Consider the following 2,463-nt stretch of genomic DNA (forward strand, 5'->3'; position numbering starts at 1 on the left):
TGCAGGGGAGGTCAAGGAGGGGGCGGAGCCGCCCTTCTTGTAGGGGGTAGGGGGCGAAGCCCCCATTCTTTCTTTGACGAAGCCACCAACTACTTTCTTATGCACCCCTTATGCACGGTTTTCTTGACATTATCCCCTGTGCTAAGTTATGCTGTAGTACAGTGAACGTTGGCAGAGGTACAGACATCAGGTTGTTTGCAAAGAATTACTACTTTTTTATCTATGCAGCCTTTCTCCTTGCCACTATCTTTTGGTTTTTCCTGACCATGCCTATAATCGCCGGCGACACCGATACGTGGTTTCACCTCTCTGTTGGAAAGTACATCGCACAACACCATGAGATACCCAAGCACTCCTACTTCTCCTTCATAACCCCACCAAAGGACGGGATCGACTACTACTGGTTGTTCCAGTTGACCCTGTACGGGGCATATGCCCTGGCGGCAGACAACGGCCTGATCACACTGAGGGCTGCCCTTTACATGGCCACCGTGTTTATGATCTTTGGATTCATATTCAGGGGACGCCTGCACAACAACGACTCATCGGCATATCTGACGGCAGTCTTTGTACTCTGCTCTATGGTGTTGCTCGTAAGAGACATGGTGCTCAGACCACACATGTTTAACTACCTCTACATTGTCACCTTCCTGTACATAATCGAATACAGACCCAAGATGGTCGTTTTCCTACCGTTGCTTGCACTGCTGTGGTGTAACATGCACGGCATCGAGTACCCGGTGCTGATACTGATCACGCTCTCATACGTGATTGAACGCTATGCAGACCGCCTCCGTACCAAGACTGCCTTTACTACACAGGACCGCATATATGTCGTTGCGCTGATTGCATCCATCGGTGCGGTTTACCTCACGCCGGACCCCGTAAGACTCATCGGCCTGCCATTTCAGCCGATACAGTACGCAGCCACATATATCGGCGAACTCAAAACCCTGACTCTGGCCGATATACTCTCCTTCAACATATCCCCGCACGTCATTAACCACCTGACCGTAAACAACCTGGCCATCGCCACAGTCCTGCTCTCCGTGCTGGCGGGCATTGCACGGATGGATATCCGCATAAGTCACATGTTGCTCTTTGGCGGGGCCGTCGTACTGTTGAGCAAGGGCAGCAGGTTCATTAACGAATTTGTCCTGCTGTCTCTGCCAATCGTAGTCAATCACATGCCGTTGTCTGCAGGGGGATTGTCGAAGGCCCTGAGGCGTCCCGTATATATCATACTCATTGCCATGATGATGGCCATGCCGTTTGTGTTTCTAAAGACCTTCAAGGGACTCTTAGCCGGTTACCCGTACAACCCCGTCTACAATCCACGCGGCATAACCAGATTTCTAAACTCCATAGAGGCCGGCGGCAACGTCATGAGTGAGGCAACCGTTGGCGGCTACCTGATCTGGCAACTGTACCCAAAGTACAGGATATATATGGACCTTGATATGACCTCATACTTCTCTGACGAGGACTTCTATTGGGCGGATAACGTGTTTTTTAACCCCGAAGTACTCAGGAAGTTCATCGCTGCATACAAGCCATCATTCTTTATTGTCCCGCTGCACAACAAGGCTTTTGCACAACTACTGATGGCCTATCCCTCCTACAAGGCCGTTTTCTTTGACGACGTTGCAGTCCTGTACGTCAACTCAACCGAGTATCCCGCCATCGCTCAACAGTACGAGCTGAGGGTCGTTGACCCCTTCAGTCTGTTGACCGAAAGGACTCTTTCGTTGAACACGGCGCCATCGGAGGCGTTTGTCAGCGAAATTCAGAGGGTCTACCGGGTAGAGCCTTCCCTGGTATCCATAAACACGGCTCTTGCCTCAACGTACATTGCCCGCAGGGAGCATGAAAAGGCCTTGCCCCATGCAGAGGTGGTCATAGGGGCCTTACCGGCCCTGTCAATTGGTCACAGGCTAAAGGGGGAGGCGCTGATAGGTCTGCAGAGGTACAAGGAGGCTATAGCGGCATTTGAGATGGCCGTTAAGGTGGCCGAGATGGCCGAAAAACCATCCATCTACCAAAAGATATCCACCTGTCACTCCCGCATGTCCAACTACAAAGAGGCCTACAATGCCCTTAAACTGGGGGTAAAGGCCTTCAGCGTTGAGACCTCATACGTTGACCTCTACAACCTGGCGCTGTTGGCTCTTATAAATCACAAGAATTCAGAGGCGCTGATGTTTTTCAAGTTTGCCTACATAAAGGTACCACCGCAGGATACCATCTGGCAAGAAAAAATCAAAACACAACTTGCAAAGTTCACAGACTGAGAAAAGACAGACCGACTCCGCTCTCCTCCCCTGCCTTTGAACCATGTAGAAATAAAATTGTGGGTAATAGTTCACCCCCCTAAGAAGAAGGAAAGAAAGGGGCGGCTCCGCCCCCCTTCAGAACCCCCTGCAAGGGGGCCAGCCCCCTTGACCCCTTCTTACCTTGTTGACA

At 51.2% G+C, this 2,463-nt stretch carries 1 protein-coding gene; it reads left to right on the forward strand.

The genetic code is table 11. From position 1 onward, the window contains the following. The first annotated feature begins 161 nt into the window (after positions 1–161). On the forward strand, positions 162–2,291 hold the full coding sequence (locus HWQ67_RS16285; RefSeq protein ID WP_218253740.1) for a tetratricopeptide repeat protein: 2,130 nt from the start codon (positions 162–164) through the stop codon (positions 2,289–2,291). Positions 2,292–2,463 lie beyond the last annotated feature (172 nt).

The sequence above is a fragment of the Candidatus Magnetobacterium casense genome (assembly GCF_019173545.1).
GTDB classification, from domain to species: domain Bacteria; phylum Nitrospirota; class Thermodesulfovibrionia; order Thermodesulfovibrionales; family Magnetobacteriaceae; genus Magnetobacterium; species Magnetobacterium cryptolimnobacter.